The 14,772-nt window shown below is 65.4% G+C and carries 15 protein-coding genes; 11 read left to right on the top strand and 4 right to left on the bottom strand.

Features of this window, described 5'->3' with window-relative positions; all coding sequences use genetic code 11:
• The 5 genes from AAG821_RS20405 to AAG821_RS20385 all read left to right on the top strand — a co-directional run.
• Positions 1-218 (top strand): HisA/HisF-related TIM barrel protein (locus AAG821_RS20405; RefSeq protein WP_341915493.1); only part of this gene is annotated, 218 nt, incomplete at its 5' end.
• Positions 215-976 (top strand): imidazole glycerol phosphate synthase subunit HisF, encoded by a 762-nt coding sequence (gene hisF / locus AAG821_RS20400; RefSeq protein WP_341915495.1) that lies wholly within the window; start codon positions 215-217, stop codon positions 974-976. The genes AAG821_RS20405 and hisF, both read left to right, overlap by 4 nt.
• Before the next feature lie 22 nt (positions 977-998).
• Complete coding sequence (locus tag AAG821_RS20395) at positions 999-1,331, top strand: phosphoribosyl-ATP diphosphatase (RefSeq protein WP_341898546.1); 333 nt, start codon at positions 999-1,001, stop codon at positions 1,329-1,331.
• A gap of 18 nt (positions 1,332-1,349) precedes the next feature.
• Positions 1,350-1,724, top strand: a complete 375-nt coding sequence (locus AAG821_RS20390) for a histidine triad nucleotide-binding protein (protein ID WP_341915496.1) — start codon at positions 1,350-1,352, stop codon at positions 1,722-1,724.
• Positions 1,725-1,842: 118 nt separating this feature from the next.
• On the top strand, positions 1,843-3,801 hold the full coding sequence (locus tag AAG821_RS20385; protein WP_341915497.1) for a TonB-dependent receptor: 1,959 nt from the start codon (positions 1,843-1,845) through the stop codon (positions 3,799-3,801).
• A 2-nt stretch (positions 3,802-3,803) separates the two neighbouring features.
• Here the strand turns inward: AAG821_RS20385 and AAG821_RS20380 are convergent, their stop codons facing one another.
• From AAG821_RS20380 to AAG821_RS20370, 3 genes are all read right to left on the bottom strand, one after another.
• Positions 3,804-4,316, bottom strand: coding sequence for a DUF1003 domain-containing protein (locus AAG821_RS20380; RefSeq protein WP_341915499.1), 513 nt, complete (start codon positions 4,314-4,316; stop codon positions 3,804-3,806).
• A gap of 91 nt (positions 4,317-4,407) precedes the next feature.
• A complete protein-coding gene (locus tag AAG821_RS20375; protein WP_341915500.1) occupies positions 4,408-6,114 on the bottom strand; it encodes an adenylate/guanylate cyclase domain-containing protein in 1,707 nt (568 codons plus the stop codon).
• Positions 6,115-6,123: 9 nt separating this feature from the next.
• Positions 6,124-6,813 carry a TetR/AcrR family transcriptional regulator gene (locus AAG821_RS20370; protein WP_341915501.1) on the bottom strand — a complete coding sequence of 230 codons (690 nt, stop codon included), beginning with the start codon at positions 6,811-6,813 and terminating at the stop codon, positions 6,124-6,126.
• 213 nt (positions 6,814-7,026) lie between these two features.
• Here AAG821_RS20370 and AAG821_RS20365 point away from each other — a divergent pair, with 213 nt between their 5' ends.
• Positions 7,027-8,355 (top strand): tetratricopeptide repeat protein, encoded by a 1,329-nt coding sequence (locus AAG821_RS20365; RefSeq protein ID WP_341915503.1) that lies wholly within the window; start codon positions 7,027-7,029, stop codon positions 8,353-8,355.
• A gap of 19 nt (positions 8,356-8,374) precedes the next feature.
• Here the strand turns inward: AAG821_RS20365 and AAG821_RS20360 are convergent, their stop codons facing one another.
• Positions 8,375-8,863 (bottom strand): MarR family transcriptional regulator, encoded by a 489-nt coding sequence (locus AAG821_RS20360; RefSeq protein ID WP_341915504.1) that lies wholly within the window; start codon positions 8,861-8,863, stop codon positions 8,375-8,377.
• Between the two features lie 181 nt (positions 8,864-9,044).
• Here AAG821_RS20360 and AAG821_RS20355 point away from each other — a divergent pair, with 181 nt between their 5' ends.
• From AAG821_RS20355 to otsA, 5 genes are all read left to right on the top strand, one after another.
• Complete coding sequence (locus AAG821_RS20355) at positions 9,045-9,785, top strand: hypothetical protein (protein ID WP_341915505.1); 741 nt, start codon at positions 9,045-9,047, stop codon at positions 9,783-9,785.
• A gap of 11 nt (positions 9,786-9,796) precedes the next feature.
• Positions 9,797-10,654: an alpha/beta fold hydrolase gene (locus AAG821_RS20350; RefSeq protein ID WP_341915507.1), complete on the top strand. Its 858-nt coding sequence runs from the start codon at positions 9,797-9,799 to the stop codon at positions 10,652-10,654.
• Between the two features lie 171 nt (positions 10,655-10,825).
• Positions 10,826-11,560 carry a trehalose-phosphatase gene (gene otsB / locus AAG821_RS20345; protein ID WP_341915508.1) on the top strand — a complete coding sequence of 245 codons (735 nt, stop codon included), beginning with the start codon at positions 10,826-10,828 and terminating at the stop codon, positions 11,558-11,560.
• The gene (locus AAG821_RS20340) at positions 11,557-13,356 is read left to right on the top strand and encodes a glycoside hydrolase family 15 protein (RefSeq protein ID WP_341915509.1); all 1,800 of its coding nucleotides are present in this window, start codon (positions 11,557-11,559) and stop codon (positions 13,354-13,356) included. The genes otsB and AAG821_RS20340 overlap by 4 nt, the downstream gene beginning before the upstream one ends.
• The gene (gene otsA, locus AAG821_RS20335) at positions 13,341-14,759 is read left to right on the top strand and encodes an alpha,alpha-trehalose-phosphate synthase (UDP-forming) (RefSeq protein ID WP_341915511.1); all 1,419 of its coding nucleotides are present in this window, start codon (positions 13,341-13,343) and stop codon (positions 14,757-14,759) included. The genes AAG821_RS20340 and otsA overlap by 16 nt, the downstream gene beginning before the upstream one ends.
• The last annotated feature ends 13 nt before the right edge of the window (positions 14,760-14,772 follow it).

The raw sequence follows: 14,772 nt of genomic DNA, 5'->3' as shown, positions 1-14,772 counted from the left end.
ACGGCCTGCTGAAGGGCGTCAATGTCGCCGCCACCGCCGCCATGGCGCGCGCGGTGCCGATCCCGGTGATCGCCTCGGGCGGCCTCGCCGGCATCGAGGATGTGATCGCGCTGAAGAAGGAAGCCGCCAACGGTGCCGGCATCGATGGCGCCATTCTCGGCCGCGCGCTGTATGACGGCCGCATCGATCCGGCCGCGGCGCTGAAGGAAGCGGCATGAGCCTCAAGGTCCGCATCATCCCCTGCCTCGATGTGAAGGACGGCCGCGTCGTCAAGGGCGTCAATTTCGTCAACCTGCGCGATGCCGGCGATCCGGTCGAACAGGCCGCCGTCTATGACGCCGCCGGCGCCGACGAACTCACCTTCCTCGACATCACCGCCTCATCGGACGCGCGCGACACGCTGTATGACGTGGTGGCGCGCACCGCCGAACGCTGCTTCATGCCGCTCACCGTCGGCGGTGGCGTGCGCGTGGTGGAGGATGTGCGCAAACTGCTGCTGGCCGGCGCCGACAAGACCTCGATCAACACCGCCGCCGTCAGCCGGCCCGATTTCGTGCGCGAGGCGGCCGAGAAATTCGGCAGCCAGTGCGTGGTGGTGGCCATCGATGCGCGCCAGGTCTCGCCCGGCAAGTGGGAGGTCTTCACCCATGGCGGCCGCACCGCCACCGGGCTCGACGCCATTGAATGGGCCCAGCGCATGGCCAGCCTGGGGGCAGGCGAGATCCTGCTCACCTCGATGGACCGCGACGGCACCGAAAAGGGCTTCGACCTCGAACTGACCCGCCGGGTGGCCGACAGTATCTCGATACCGGTGGTCGCCTCTGGCGGCGTCGGCAATCTGGACCATTTCGTCGATGGTGTAGCCAAAGGCCATGCTTCGGCGGTGCTGGCAGCCTCGATTTTCCACTTCGGCCGGCATAGCATTGGCGAGGCGAAACAGCATATGGCCGCTGCCGGCATTCCGGTCCGGCTCTAGGAAAGATCGGGAGGCCACCGCAATGTCTGGCGAAAATCGCGACCTGCTGGAACGTCTCTATGAGACGATCGTCAGCCGCAAGGGCGGCGACCCGGCCGTGTCGCATACCGCCAAGCTGTTCGCCAAGGGCCGCGCCAAGATCGCCCAGAAGATGGGCGAGGAAGCGGTCGAGCTGGCGATTGCCGCGGTGGCCGAGACGCGCGCCGAGGTGATCTCCGAAAGTGCCGACTTGGTGTTCCACCTGCTGGTGCTGTGGGCCGACTGCGATGTCACCATCGAGGATGTCCGCGCCGAGCTGCGCCGCCGCGAGGGCCTGTCGGGGATCGAGGAAAAAAAGGCGCGTCAGCTGACCTGACGCTTACGGAGACGCGTGATGGCCGAGGCTTACAATCCCCAGAATATCTTCGCCAGGATTCTGCGCGGCGAGATTCCCTGCAAGAAGGTGCATGAGACCGCACACAGTCTCGCCTTCCACGACATCAATCCGCTGTCGCCGGTGCATGTGCTGGTGATCCCCAAGGGCGCCTATGTCGGCTTCGATGATTTCTCCGCCAAGGCCAGCGCCGAAGAGATGGCCGATTACGTGAAGGCGATCGGCGATGTGGCGCGCCAGCTCGGCGTTGCCACCGACGGCTATCGCCTGCTCAGCAACTGCGGTGCCAATGCCAACCAGGAAGTGCCGCATCTGCATGTCCATATCTTCGGCGGCCGCCCGCTGGGCCGGATGCTGAAGAAAGACGGCGAGTAAGCCTCCTTTCCCCTACGATTTCCCGGAAATCCACAGGATTTAATCCTTAGGCGGAGGGCTTGCACCCGAGTTTGTTACTTTATAACGTTATAGAGTAACAAATTCCCCGGGGGTTTCCATGTCGCTTTCGATCCGTCGCCGCCTGCTGCTGGGCAGCGGTCTCGCCCTGCTGTTCCCGCTTGCTCAGGCCGTGGCGCAGGACACCCCGACCCAGCTTTCCCCCGTGGTGGTGACCGCGCCGCTCAGCCCGGCCCAGGCCGACCTGGTCGAGGGCAGCACGGTGCTGGAAGGCGACGCGCTGGATCGCCGCCGCGCCATCACGCTGGGCGAAACGCTGCAGAACACCCCGGGCGTCAGTGCCACCCAGTTCGGTGCCGGCGCCAGCCGGCCGGTCATCCGCGGCCAGGGCGGCCCGCGCGTGCGCATCATGGAAAACGGCATCGACACTTTCGATGCCGCCACCGTCAGCCCCGACCATGCGGTGGTGGCGCCGGTGGGATCGGCGAAACGCATCGAGGTGCTGCGCGGTCCCGCCACGCTGCTTTACGGGTCGTCCGCCATTGGCGGCGTGGTCAATGTGATCGACGGTCGCATCCCCGATGCTGCGCCGAAGGATGGCCTGTCGGGCAATGCACGCGTTGACTATGGCAGTGGCGCGCAGGACAAGAGCGGCTTCGCCGGTGTCGATGCCGCCGTCACCGATCGCTTTGTGGTGCATGGCGAAGGCGGCGCGCTGACCGCCGACGATTATCGCGCCGGCAATGACCGGCGCATCCGCAACTCATCGCTGCATAACCAGAATGGCGCGCTCGGCGCGTCGTATCTCGGCGAAAACGGCTATGCCGGTGCGGCGGTCAGCCGCTTCGACAGTTATTACGGCGTGCCCGGCGGCGAGAATGTGCATATCGATCTCGAGCAGAGCCGTCTCGATATGAAAGCCGGCCTGTACGACCCCATCGGCTTTCTCGACGAACTGAAATTCAAGTTCGGCGTTGCCAGCTATCAGCATGATGAGATCGAGGCGAACGGCCAGCCGGCCACGCGCTTTTCCAACAACAGCTGGGAGGCGCGCGCCGAGGCGCTGCACAAGCCACTGTTTGCCGGGAGCGAAGGCGTGGTCGGCCTGCAGAGCAGCCGCCGTGACTTCAAGGCCGTGGGCGCGGAAGCCAACATCGCCCCCACCCAGACCGATAGCAACGCGCTGTTCGTGCTGGAACAGCTGGATACCGGCCCCTGGCTGTTCGCGCTCGGCGGCCGGGCCGAGCGGGTCGAGATCGACAATCTGCGCAGCCGCGGCGGTCGGGATTTCACCGCTGCCAGCCTGTCGGCCAGCGCCACCTATCGCTTCACGCCGATGTACCAAACCGGTGTTTCGCTGTCGCGCACCGAACGCGCGCCGACGGCGGAAGAACTCTATTCCAACGGCAAGCATCTGGCGACGCGGGCGTTTGAGATCGGCAATGCCGGCCTCGACAAGGAAACCGCCTGGCATTCCGAAGTCTCGCTGCGCAAGGTGCAGGGCGATGTCACCGGCGGCATCAATCTGTTTGTCACCCGCTTCAACGACTACATCTACGGCGCCTTCACCGGCCAGCAGCAGGAAGACCTCAACGAGCTGCGCTACAGTCAGACCGAGGCCGAATTCCGCGGCGCCGAGCTGGAAGCGGCATGGACTTTCTGGCGCGACAGCGATACTGGCCGCAAGCTCGGCCTCGATGGCGGGCTCGACTATGTGCGGGCCGAGGATCGCAGCAACCATCGCGCCCTGCCGCTGATCCCGCCGCTGGGCTATCGTCTCGGCTTTGTCGCGGAAAGAAACGATCTGGCCTTCCGGCTGGAGATGGTCGGGGTTGCCGACCAGGATCGCAACGGCGTCAACGAAACCGGCACCGCCGGCTATCGCCTGTTCAACACCGCGCTGACCTGGCGGCCGTTTGCCGAGCGGCGCGGCGTCGCCATCAGCCTGCAGGGCAGGAACCTGTTCGATGAAGACGGCCTCGTGCACACCTCGATGCTGAAGAACGATGCGCCGATCCGCGGGCGCGAGATCCGGCTGGGCAGCAGCGTCACGTTCTGACGTTACGCTGGCCTGCTGCCATCCAGCCGCGCCGTCAGGGCCTCGACGGCGCGGGTCAGGGCGAGGATCTCCTGTTCGCGCAGCAGGTCGATCTTCTGGTGCAGCAGCTCGATCTCCAGTTCGGCCTTCACGTTGACGCGGTAATCCTCCTCGGCATGGCGGCGGTCGATCTCTGACAGGCGGTTCTGGCTCATCATGATCACCGGCGCGGTATAGGCGGCCTGGAATGAAAGCATCAGGTTGAGCAGGATGAAGGGATAGGGATCCCAGGCCGGGCTGCCGGCCATCGCGTTGCCGACGATCCAGGCAAGCAGCAGGCCGCTTTGCACCAGGATGAAGCGCCAGGAACCGACCACGTTGGCGACCCGGTCGGCGATGCGCGCGCCCAGGGTCGGCGGCGGACCGAGCGGCACGCCAACGGTCACCGCCGGCTGCTGGCGCCGGCTGGCGCGATGGCGCCGCAGGCTATGCAGCAGGGCAGTGTCCTGGTCGGTCAGCGTGTGAACGGCGGTCATGGCGGGCTCCAGCGGGATCGGATGATCGAAACGACTATGGCATACCGTCGCGGCGGCCGGCTTGATCGGCATCAAGGCGTCGAACGGCGTGTCAGGCCACCGGTTCGCGCGCGTCGATCCGGGTCGCCACCAGAACCTCCAGCAGCTCGGATTTGCCGCGCAGGGCCACGCTTTCGCGCTGCCAGCTCATGCCCTGCAGAGCGGCCGTGCCGGCGCGCTCGGCCACCTCGGCCGAGATCACCAGTTCAGCACCGAAATCCTTGGTGGCGCTTTCCAGCCGGCTGGCGGTGTTCACCGCATCGCCCACGGCGGTCAGATGCATGGCACTGCCATGGCCCATCTCGCCGACGATGGCCGGCCCGCAGTGAATCCCGATGCCGATGCGCAGTTTCTGGTCGAGATCCATTTTCAGCGCGTCGTTCAGCTGCACCAGCGCGGCCGACATGCGGCGCGCCGCATCGAGTGCGCGCCGGCAGCCCTCATCGGCGCCCTCGTCGATGCCGAACAGCGCCATCACGCCATCGCCGATGAACTTGTCCAGCTTGCCGCCGGCGCTTTCCACCGCCTCGCCCATCGATTTGAAATACTGGTTCAGCACGAAGACGACGTCGTAGGGCAGCTTGCCTTCCGACAGCTTGGTGAAGCCGCGCAGATCGGCAAACAGGATGGCGATGCGCCGCTCCGAGCCCTGCGCGTAGTTGGCGGTGCCATAGACCACCTTGGTCGGCACGCCGGCCGGCAGCAGCGGCATCACTGCGATATCCTCGCGCGGGCGGATCTGGCAGGCCAGCCGCACGCCGGGCGAGGCCTTGATGCGCTCCAGCACTTTCTGCTCGGCCGCATCGGGCGGCGGCAGGATGCTGCTGCCCGGGCCGCTCAGGCGCACGCGGCAGGTCGAGCAGCGGCCCTGGCCGCCACAGACGGATGCATGCGGATATCCAATCGCGCGGCTGGCTTCCAGCACGGTTTGGCTGCCGGCCAGGCCGCGAAAGCGCCGGCCATCGGGATAGGTGATGGTGACGCTGCCGCGCCGGCGCTGCAGCAGGGCCGCGAGAATCCGGCCGAGCAGACCTGCACCCAGCAGGCTGATCATCACGATATAGGCGATGTCGATGCTGCGCATGCCGAACTCATAGGCCACCGGGCCTGGCCAGTTCAGGGTGGTGCGGAACTGCTCCAGCCATTCCGGCTGCTGCATCGACAGCAGCACGGAGCGGCCGGCGGTGAGATAGCCCATGGTGGCCAGCATCGGCAGGATCAGCGCGCTGGCATAGAGGAAGGGCCAGGCGCGTTCGAAGCTGTATTTCATGCGCAGCCAGTAATAGACGCCGATGCAGCCATGCGCCCAGGCGATCAGGATCAGGATATTCTGGCGCAGGCCGATCAGCGGCTCCTGCACGAACTGCACGGTCAGCACATAGGCATAGGTGTCGTTGAGGCCGAGGGCGCTGTTCAGGCCACGCGTGCCGATGATGTGATCGATCACCAGCGGCGGCACGCAGACGCCGAGCGTGATCTGCACCCAGCCCTGCCACGGAATGCCGCGGTAATGGCCGCGCCGCAGCCAGTTGAACAGGGCCAGCAGGGGGTGCAGGACTGCGGCCGCATACAGCAGCACGGTACCGGGCCAGCTGCGCCAGACAAACTTGAACAGATGCGAGCCGGCATCCATCGTCTCCAGCGAGATGATGCCCAGCGTGTGATTGATCAGATGCGTGGCGAGGAAGGTGAACAGCACAAGGCCCGAGGCCAGCTTGGTCCGGCTGTAGATATCCTCGAAACGTCCGCCCATCGCCATGCGCAAAGCCTATTGGGCCGGCAGCGCAGCGTCCAGCGTGTTGTGCGTCACGCCTGCGTCAGCGGCAGGACGACTTGGTTCGGGCAGGTGAGGCGCGAACAGCAGCTCGAGATAGTTGCGGTAATGCCGCCACTGCGCCGCCACCGCGCCGGCATCGCGCTGTACCTTGGAGAGGATGAAGGCGCCCTCGGCCAGCACCAGGCTGGTCTCGGCCAGCGTCTTCACATCCACCGGCAGGCGCGGCGGATACAGCCGCATCACCGCTTCCAGCTTGCCGCCGATGCGCTGCGTCCAGTGCGTGAAGACCTGGCGCACCACGCCCATCGTAGTGGCATCGAACAGCTGCGACTCATAGATGAAGGAGGCATAGAGGCAGCCCGGATAGGGTGCCGCCAGCTTGGCCATGTCTTCTTCATAGAGGCCGATGCAGATCAGCAGCTGCTGCAGCGGATCGCGGCTCAAGGCTTCGGCGCGCTGCAGGTTGGTTTCCAGATGCGCGGCATCGGCCTTGGCATCGCGCTGCACCAGTGCCAGCGCCAGATCGGCCTTGGTCTTGAAGTGATAGAAGAAGGCACCCTTGGTGACGCCGGCGCGCGCGATCACTGAATCGATCGAGGCGGCGGAAAAGCCGGTCTCCAGGATCACGGCCTGGGCGGCATCCATGATGGCTTTGCGGGTGGCGGTGCCGTCGCGGGCCAAATCTCATCTCCAGGCTGGAACCGTTCTATTATTGTACGGTCTGGTCGGTTTCACAAGGCTGTGAGTCGATCAGTAGCCCGAAGATAAAATCCAATCTTTTCAATAGTTAACTCGCATCTGCAGGGTTGTTGTACCGATACAATGTATACCTTGACGCGAGCGTGGCGCTTTATTTATACCGACCAGTCTGTTTGTTACCCCATGGAGACTACCATGCTGAAAGATCATGCCGGCCTGGCCGTCAGCGGCGCCGACACCACCGCCCTGGCGCTGCATGAAACCGCGCTCGGCCAGTTCCACTGCTACACCGGCAACCCGCTGGAGACCGCCGAGGCCGCGATTGCCGCCGCGCCCGATTTCGCCATGGCACATCTGCTGCGCGCGCATCTCTATCTCTCGGGCATGGAAGCGCCCGGCATCGCCCCGGCGCTGCAGAGCATCCAGGCGGCGCGCAGCCTGGCGCGCACCGAACGCGAAACCCTGCATGCCGTTGCCGCCGAGGCCTGGGCGGCCGGTCGTTTCGATGCCGCGTCCGAACGCTTCGACGACATCCTGATCAATCATCCGCGCGACAGCCTGGCGCTGCAGATGGGTCACCTGCTCGATTACTATCGCGGCGATGCGCGCAACCTGCGCGACCGCGTGCTGCGCGTGCTGCCGGCCTGGGGCGGCGCGCTGCCGCATTATCACGCCGCGCTCGGCATGCTGGCGTTTGGTTTGGAAGAGACCGCCGATTACGGCGCGGCCGAATCCACCGGGCGGCGCGCCTGCGATCTCAATCCGCGCGACGCCTGGGCCCATCACGCCGTGCTGCATGTGATGGAGATGCAGGGCCGCGTCGAGGATGGCATCCGCTGGGCCACTGTGCGCGAACCCTGCTGGGCGCCCGACAACATGATGGCGATCCACAACTGGTGGCATCTCATGCTCTATCACCTGGATCGCGATGACCATGCCAGGGTGCTGCGCATGTATGACAGCGAGGTGCGCGGCAGCAAATCGACCGTGATGCTCGATATGATCGACGCCTCGGCCATGCTGTGGCGCCTGCATCTGCGCGGCGTCGAGATCGGCGCGGCGCGCTGGGCCGAACTGGCCGAGGCCTGGTCCGGCACGGTCGATGACGGCATCTATGCCTTCAACGATGTGCATGGCCTGGTCGCCTATCTGGGGGCCGGCCGTCAGGATCTGGTCGAACGGCAGATGGAAACCCTTCGCCGCGCGGCCGCGCGGCCGAATTTCAGCAATGCGGCGATGACCGCGCAGGTCGGCCTGCCGGTGGCCGAGGCGCTGGTCGCTTTCAATGCCGGCCAGTATGCCGACTGCATCACACGCCTGCGGGCCGTGCGCAGCATCGCCAATCGTTTCGGCGGCAGCCATGCCCAGCGCGATCTGCTCGATCTCACCCTGATCGAGGCGGCACGCCGGGCCGAGGATCATGGCCTGCTGCTGGCACTCACCGCCGAACGGCTGCATGCCAAGCCGCAGAGTCCGCTGGCCCTGCGCTATCGCACCATCGCGGGGGAACGCGTCGCCGCCTGAAGCCGGCAGGGTCCGCCGTTTATACGGTGACGGCGGGCCGCACCTGCTCGGCCAGCGCACGCATCACGGCCTTCCAGTGCTGCTCGGCATCCGGCCCAGCCGCGGCAAAGGCCTTGGCGAAAGCCTGGTACTGCAGCTCGGTCAGCTTGCTTTCCAGCGCGGCGCCCTTGGGCGTCAGCGCCAGCATGGCCAGCCGGCGGTTGGCCGGTGCCGCCTTCTGCGCGACATAGCCCTGTTTGACCAGGTCGCCCAGCGGACGGTGCAGCGCCTGGCGCGAGACCTCCAGCATATCGATCAGGCTGGTGATGGCGATACCGGGCTGGCGTGCCACCACAAAGAGGATGCGGTGATGCGGCCGGCCGAAGCCCAGCTTGTCGAGCACGCGCTTGGGCCCGGCCACGCCGGCGCGGTAGCCCAGATAAAACAGCGCAATGGTCTCGTCCACCGATCCGCGCGGCGAATCCAGGATGCTCTGGCGCGGGGCCGGGCTTTTCTTTGAGGCCGTCATGGCAGGTGTCCCAACCGAGGTTGCAGAGCAGCATTACACAAAGGATTTCAAAGGGCTACTGGCGGCAGGCGGGGGCAAGCAGGCCATGCTCACGCGAAAGTAATATCAACTATATTGATATTATCAATACTATTGATATGTTCCGCGCATCCCGTTGCCGCATCTCGTAAGGAGTCACCTCATGGCCGGATTGCTGTTTGCCCTGTTTGCCTATCTCGGGTTTGGCCTCGCCGCAGTGGCGCTGGCGCTGTTCCTCGCCAGCCCGCTCAGTGCCGGCCTGGGGCTGCCCATTCATATCGATGCATCGCTCTGGCCGGCGCCATCGCCCTGGCTTGCCGGGGTTCTCGATCTCGGGCTGATCGGGCTGTTCGGCCTGCAGCACAGCGTGATGGCGCGACCGGCCTTCAAGCAGTGGATGACGGCCACCGTGCCGGTGCATCTGCAGCGCGCCGTCTATCTGGTGGCGTCGTCAGTCATGGTGGCGGTGCTGATCGCGCTGTGGCAGCCGCTGCCGGCCATGGTCTGGCAGGTGCAGGATGGTTTCAACGCCATGCTGGTCTGGATGCTGTATGGCAGCGGCTGGCTATTGCTGGTCGCCGCCAGCTTCATGATCGACCATTTCGAACTCTTCGGTCTGGCGCAGCCGTTTCGCCACTGGCGCAACCTGCCGCCGCCGCGTGATGAATTCCGCACCTCCTGGCTTTATCGCTATATGCGGCATCCGATCTATACCGGCTGGCTGGTGATTTTCTGGGCCACGCCGCAGATGACGGCGGGCCACCTGCTCTTCGCCATCGGCATGAGCGCCTATATCGTGGTCGGCATCCTCTACGAAGAGCGCGACCTGATCGCCGCCTTCGGCGATCGATATCGCGACTATCGCCGCCGCGTGCCGGCGCTGATACCCGGCCTGAAGATCTAGGAGCCACCGCGATGCCGATACTGGAAACGGCGGCTGGCCGCCTGTCGTATTTTGACAACGATTGCGTCGAAGCCGATGTACCCCGCCTGATGCTGCTGCATTCCGGCGCCGCCTCGCACCGGCAGTGGCGATCGCTGATCGCAACGCTTGGCCGCGGCTGGCATATTGTGGCACCCGATCTGATCGGTCATGGCGAAACGCCAATGTCCGATCACGGCAAGCCGACGCTGGAGGAGGAAGTTGTCCGGCTTACCGCCCTGCTTGAGCGGATGGATGGTCCGGTGCATCTGGTCGGGCATTCCTATGGCGGTGCCATGGCACTGGAACTGGCACGCCAGCAGCCGCATCGCATCGCCTCACTGGCCATGTATGAGCCGGTGGCGTTCGGTCTGCTGCGCGACAGCAGCCAGCGCGCGGCATGGCATGAGATCGCCCTGGTGGCGCAGCGCCATATCGATCTGGTGGCAAGCGGCGATCCACGCGCCGCCGCCATCGCCTTCCTCGATTACTGGGTGGGGCCCGGCGCCCTGCTGGCGATGCCCGCGCCGATGCAGGCCTATGTCACGGGCTGCATGAGCGCGGTGGCCAGCGAATTCCGCGGGCTGCTGCAGGCCGGCGGCGCCGCGGATGCCGGCCTGCAATCACTGGCCATGCCGGTGCTGCTGCTATGCGGCAGCAACACCACGCTGGCGGTGCGCGGCGTGATTGCCGAACTGCGCCGCCTGCTGCCAGCTGCGCGGTATATAAGTCTGGCTGGCGCGACCCATATGGCGCCGCTGCTGCAATCCGACCTGGTCAATCCGCTATTGGCGGATTTCCTCGATATTGCGGTCCAGATCACAAAGCGGGGCCTGCGCCGCGCGGGCTAGGGAACCCATCCCCTCATACAGCGTTCCACTTCCGATTTAATTCTCGGAAAACCGAGCAAATTATATTTCCTGCCTGCGATGCGTCCTGTGTCCGCATCCTGAGGCGGGGGAAGCGGAGCGATGAGAGATTCAAGTCAAGCCGGGCAGCCCGCTGTCTTGCAGCCCCCGCCCTTGCCGCAAGCGAACTGGGCGCTGTTCCTCGATATCGACGGCACTCTGCTCGATATCGCCGAGGCGCCCGATCGCGTCGACGTGCCGGCACCGTTGCGCAGGCATCTTCAGGCCATCGAGAAACACCTCGATGGCGCGCTGGCGCTGGTCTCGGGCCGCACCATTGCCGACATCGATCGCCTGTTCGATCCGCTGCGGCTCGCCGCCTCCGGCCAGCATGGCAGCGAATGGCGGCCGGTGCCGGGCGCGGCGGCACAGGCGATTACCGAACAGCCGCTGCCGCAGGGCCTGCATGAAGCCGCCGCCAGGTTAGCCAACCTGCATCCCGGCATCGTGGTGGAACGCAAGAGCCATGCCCTGGCGGTGCATTACCGCAATGCGCAGGATCTTGGCCCCGAGATCGGCAGCCGGCTCGCCCAGACCATCGCTGGCCTGCAGGGCCTGATGCTGCTGCCCGGCAAATATGTCTGGGAGATCAAGGATGCCCAGCAGTCCAAGGGCACGGCGGTCGAACGCTTTCTGCAGCAGCCGGCCTTTGCCGATCGCGTCGCCGTTTTTGTCGGCGACGACCGCACCGACGAGGATGGCTTCCGGGCGGTGGAGGCGCGCGGTGGTATTGCCCTGCCGGTCGGCGCGCTGGCCCTGCGGCAGCCGCAGCGGCCGGGCTTTGCCACGCCGGCGCGGGTGCGCGAGTGGCTGGCCGGCTTTGCCATGCAGGGCGGGGGTGTGGCATGAGCCGCTCTTCGCTGGATCTGGGCATCATCGGCAATTCGGTGATCGCCGCGCTGATCGACCGTGCCGGGCGTATTGTCTGGCATTGCGCGCCGCGGCTGGATGGCGATCCGGTCTTCTGCGACCTGCTGTCACCGAAGATCGAGGGCGAAGGCGTATTCGCTATTGAACTGCGCGGCCTGCAGCAGACGGCGCAGCATTACATCGAGAATACCGCCGTGCTGGTCACCACGCTGACCGATGCCAACGGTGCCAGCATCCGCATCACCGATTTCTGCCCGCGCTTCAAGCAGTATGACCGCACCTATCGTCCGGCCATGCTGATCCGCCGCATCGAACCCATCAGCGGCACGCCGGTCGTGCGCGTGCGCGTGCGCCCGCTGTTTGATTACGGCATGACACGGCCCAGCCTCACCCTGGGCTCGAATCATATCCGCTTCACTGCGCCGGGCGCGGCGCTGCGGCTGACCACCGATGCGCCGATTGCCTTCATCGATGCCGAAAGCGAATTCGCGCTCACCCATCCGATGACCCTGGTGCTCGGGCCCGATGAAAGCTTCACGGCCTCGCTCACCCATATGGCGCGCGAATTCCAGGAACGCACCATCGAATACTGGATCGAATGGGTGCGCTATCTCTCGGTGCCGTTCGAATGGCAGGAGGCGGTGATCCGCGCTGCCATCACGCTCAAGCTCTGCGCCTATGAGGAAACCGGCGCGATCCTGGCGGCGCTCACCACCTCGATCCCCGAGGCGGCCGACACGCCGCGCACCTGGGACTACCGCTTCTGCTGGATGCGCGATGCCTATTTCGTCGTGCAGGCGCTCAACCGTCTCGGCGCCACGCGGACGATGGAGGATTTCCTGCGTTACATCACCACCACGGTGGCGCTCAATCCCGCTGTCGAGCTGCAGCCGGTTTACGGCCTGGATCCGGCGGCATCGCTGGAGGAAGTCACCCTGCCGGGCCTGGCAGGCTATCGCGGCATGGGGCCGGTGCGGCGCGGCAACGCGGCCTTTGCGCAGCGGCAGAACGATACCTACGGCTCCATTGTACTGGCCGTGGCACAGATGTTCTTCGACAAGCGTCTGCCGCGGCAGGGTGATATCGCCCTGTTCCAGCAGCTCGAAGGCCTGGGCGAAACCGCCGCCCGGCTGGCGCTGACCGAGGATGCCGGCCTGTGGGAATTCCGCGGCCGGGCCCGCGTGCACACCCATTCGGCAGCGATGTGCTGGGCGGCCTGCAGCCGGCTGGCTCGCATTGCCGGCCTGCTCGGGCTGGACTCACGCGTCGCCTACTGGCGCGATCACGCCGACCGCATCCGCAAGGCAATCCTCGATCATGCCTGGAATGCGGAACTGAACAGTTTCGTCGTCAGTTTCGATGGGTCAGATCTGGATGCCTCGCTGCTGCTGCTGCAGGAGATCGGCTTCGTCGCGGCCGACGATCCGCGTTTCCTCGGCACCGTGGATGCCATCGGCGCACAGCTGAAGCGCGGCAGCCATCTGATGCGCTATGTGGCAGCCGATGATTTCGGCATGCCGCATAACGCCTTTTCGATCTGCACCTTCTGGTATGTCGATGCCCTGGCCGCCACCGGCCGGCGCGACGAGGCGCGGGCGATGTTCGAAGGGTTGCTGGCCTCGCGCAATCATCTCGGGCTGCTGTCGGAAGACATTGATACAGGCACAGGTGAGCTATGGGGAAATTTCCCACAGACCTATTCGATGGTTGGTTTGATCGTTTGCGCGATGCGACTGTCCAAAAGCTGGGAGGAAGCGTTTTGGCGCGGCTCGTAATCGTCTCCAACCGCGTGGCAATGCCGCGCGAACGCCTCAGCCGCGCCGGCGGCCTGGCGGTGGCCCTGCGCGAATCGCTCGGCCAGCATGGCGGCCTTTGGTACGGCTGGAGCGGCGAGGTATCGGAAAATCCCGACCCCACGCCGCGTCGCATCCGCCAGGGCCGCATCGATTATGCCGTGCTCGATCTGACGCCCGAGGAGCACAAGGGCTTCTATCTCGATTTTTCCAACGGCATCCTCTGGCCGCTCTGCCATTACCGGCTTGGCCTGATCGATTTCCGCCGTTCGGCCTGGGAAAGCTACCTTGCCGTCAATGCCCGCTTCGCCGAACAGCTGGTGGCGCAGCTGAAACCCGATGACATCATCTGGGTGCATGACTATCACTTCATCCCGCTGGCGGCCGAGCTGCGCCGGCGCGGCGTGCAGAACCGCATCGGCTTCTTCTTGCATATCCCGTTCCCGGCGCCCGAAGTGCTGGCCGCCCTGCCGGGGCATGACCGGCTGGTGCGCGATCTCTGCGCCTATGATCTGGTCGGCTTCCAGACCCGCGGCGATGTGCGCGCGCTCAGCGAATACATCCTGCATGAATCCGATGGCACCGTGCTGGGCAATGCCGGCAGCGAGGATGTGCGCATCTCCGCCTTTGGTCGCGACCTCAAGGCCGGCGCGTTTCCCATCGGCATCGACACGGCGGAATTCGCCAGTCTGGCCGCCGCCGAGGCCGATAGCGACGAGACCCAGCGCCTGAGCGAAAGCCTGGCCGGCCGCAGCCTGGTGATCGGCGTCGACCGGCTGGATTATTCCAAGGGCATCCCGCAGCGTTTCGAGGCGTTCCATCATCTGCTCGGCGCCAGGCCTGAACAACGCGGCAAGGTCACCTTCATGCAGATCGCCCCGATCTCGCGCGGTGAGGTGGCGCAATATCGCAAGCTGCGCAACGAGCTCGATGGCCTCACCGGCCGTATCAACGGCAAATTCGCCGAATTCGACTGGGTGCCGGTGCGCTATCTCAACCGCGCCTTTGCGCGCAATTCGCTGGCCGGCTTTTATCGTCATGCCAGGGTTGGCCTGGTCACGCCGCTGCGCGATGGCATGAACCTGGTGGCCAAGGAATATGTCGCATCCCAGGATGCCGCCGATCCCGGCGTGCTGGTGCTGTCGCGCTTTGCCGGTGCAGCCCGCGAGATGAAGGGCGCGCTGATCGTGAACCCGTATGACACCGAGCATATCGCCGATGCGCTGCACCACGCCCTGATCATGCCGCTGGAGGAACGGCGCCAGCGCTGGGAGTCGATGATGGCGGTGCTGAAGGTCAACACCATCGACCATTGGCGCGAAACCTATCTGGCGGCCCTGCAGGCCGAAGGCGCGTCGCCGCAGCAACTGGATGCCGCCGGCTAGATAGTTGACTTAG

Source organism: Ferrovibrio terrae, assembly GCF_943372915.1.
Taxonomy (GTDB): Bacteria; Pseudomonadota; Alphaproteobacteria; order Ferrovibrionales; family Ferrovibrionaceae; genus Ferrovibrio; species Ferrovibrio terrae_A.
Note: the sequence above shows the minus strand (reverse complement) of the source record. Positions and strands in the feature narration are given on the sequence as shown.

Coding starts and splice junctions, on each gene's coding strand:
- hisF (WP_341915495.1), top strand. CDS start 215: ATGAGCCTCAAGGTCCGCATCATCCCCTGCCTCGATGTGAAGGACGGC.
- AAG821_RS20365 (WP_341915503.1), top strand. CDS start 7,027: ATGCTGAAAGATCATGCCGGCCTGGCCGTCAGCGGCGCCGACACCACC.
- AAG821_RS20390 (WP_341915496.1), top strand. CDS start 1,350: ATGGCCGAGGCTTACAATCCCCAGAATATCTTCGCCAGGATTCTGCGC.
- AAG821_RS20385 (WP_341915497.1), top strand. CDS start 1,843: ATGTCGCTTTCGATCCGTCGCCGCCTGCTGCTGGGCAGCGGTCTCGCC.
- AAG821_RS20395 (WP_341898546.1), top strand. CDS start 999: ATGTCTGGCGAAAATCGCGACCTGCTGGAACGTCTCTATGAGACGATC.
- AAG821_RS20355 (WP_341915505.1), top strand. CDS start 9,045: ATGGCCGGATTGCTGTTTGCCCTGTTTGCCTATCTCGGGTTTGGCCTC.
- AAG821_RS20380 (WP_341915499.1), bottom strand. CDS start 4,316: ATGACCGCCGTTCACACGCTGACCGACCAGGACACTGCCCTGCTGCAT.
- AAG821_RS20340 (WP_341915509.1), top strand. CDS start 11,557: ATGAGCCGCTCTTCGCTGGATCTGGGCATCATCGGCAATTCGGTGATC.
- AAG821_RS20375 (WP_341915500.1), bottom strand. CDS start 6,114: ATGGCGATGGGCGGACGTTTCGAGGATATCTACAGCCGGACCAAGCTG.
- AAG821_RS20360 (WP_341915504.1), bottom strand. CDS start 8,863: ATGACGGCCTCAAAGAAAAGCCCGGCCCCGCGCCAGAGCATCCTGGAT.
- AAG821_RS20350 (WP_341915507.1), top strand. CDS start 9,797: ATGCCGATACTGGAAACGGCGGCTGGCCGCCTGTCGTATTTTGACAAC.